The following is a 1,273-nucleotide window of genomic DNA, read 5'->3' as shown; positions in this document are numbered from 1 at the left end:
TAATGATGATGTTGACTGTCTTCTTCTTTCACGATACAAAACAATTTTTCACTATGATTATTGTTAGAAGTTTCAGTCTGTATTGTGACATGTTGAATATTTTGATGATTGAGTTCATGTTCTATACGTTTAAGTAAAAACTCATTTTCAGTAATGGTCATTGTATCTTCTACAACAATATGACAAGATAACGCGTTTAATCCGCTAGTTACTGACCAAACATGAAAGTCATGAATATTTTTAACTTCTTTGAATTTTTTAATAGTTTTAATAATGTCTTTTGTATTTATATTGCTTGGTGCTCCCTCCATTAATACATGAAGACTTGATTTTGTTACATAAAAGCCGCTACGTAGTACTAAAATTGCTACAATCACACTTGCTAAAGGATCCGCCCACCCCCATCTAAAAAATATAATGAGAAGGGCTGCTATAACTGCACCTATAGATCCAAGCATGTCGCTTATTACATGCAAATATGCTCCACGCATATTTAAGTTTTCTTCTACATCGCTCCCGCGCAGCATTATCCAAGCCACAATAATATTAATAAACAAGCCTACCAAGGCGATAATTAACATGCCTGTAGAAGCTACCTCAGGGGGGTTTTTAAATCTCTCAATAGCTTCATAAAAAATATAGATAGCTATTAACATCAAAGTAATACCATTAAGTACAGCTGCTAGTATTTCAAACCTTTTGTAGCCAAAAGTTTTATTTGTATTAGCTTGCTTCGCTCCTAAAGTAAATGCAATTAAAGCAATACCTAAAGAAATAGAATCACTTAACATATGACCAGCATCTGAAATTAACGCAAGACTGTTAGTAAAGAAACCACCTAACCCTTCTACAATCATGTAACTTGTAATAATAATAAAACTAATTAATAAAGTCTTTTTGTTCGCGCCATGTGTATGATTATGATTGTGATCGTTTTCCATTTAATCCCTCCTCTTTTTAATGATGAAAAATATTTTCTATAATTTGAATTTTTGTTTTTATAACTATAGAGTTAAAAAATATAAAATTTCAATTAATGTTTTGTTACTCGAAGAAAATCATACTAACTTATGAATATATGCTCATATATTCATAAGTTAGTATGATTTTTATCCTTTGTCAATATAGAAATGCTTTGTATTTTGTATATTAAATAAAAACCCTACTTTGCTTTGGACAGTAGTGGGATTTTTGCATATGATAAACCACACTTCACTTGCTAAATATTAACTATATTATAATTAACAAGTGATAATTTCTTTTTAGAGAAAAT

The 1,273-nt window shown here is 29.9% G+C and carries 1 protein-coding gene; it reads right to left on the bottom strand.

What is annotated here, in order from left to right; translation table 11 throughout:
• Positions 1-941 (bottom strand): cation diffusion facilitator family transporter (locus ACVBFA_RS11615; protein ID WP_001831389.1); only part of this gene is annotated, 941 nt, incomplete at its 3' end.
• Positions 942-1,273 lie beyond the last annotated feature (332 nt).

The sequence above is a fragment of the Staphylococcus sp. MSU001 genome, from assembly GCF_052976705.1.
This window is presented reverse-complemented; position numbering and strand designations above follow the sequence as displayed.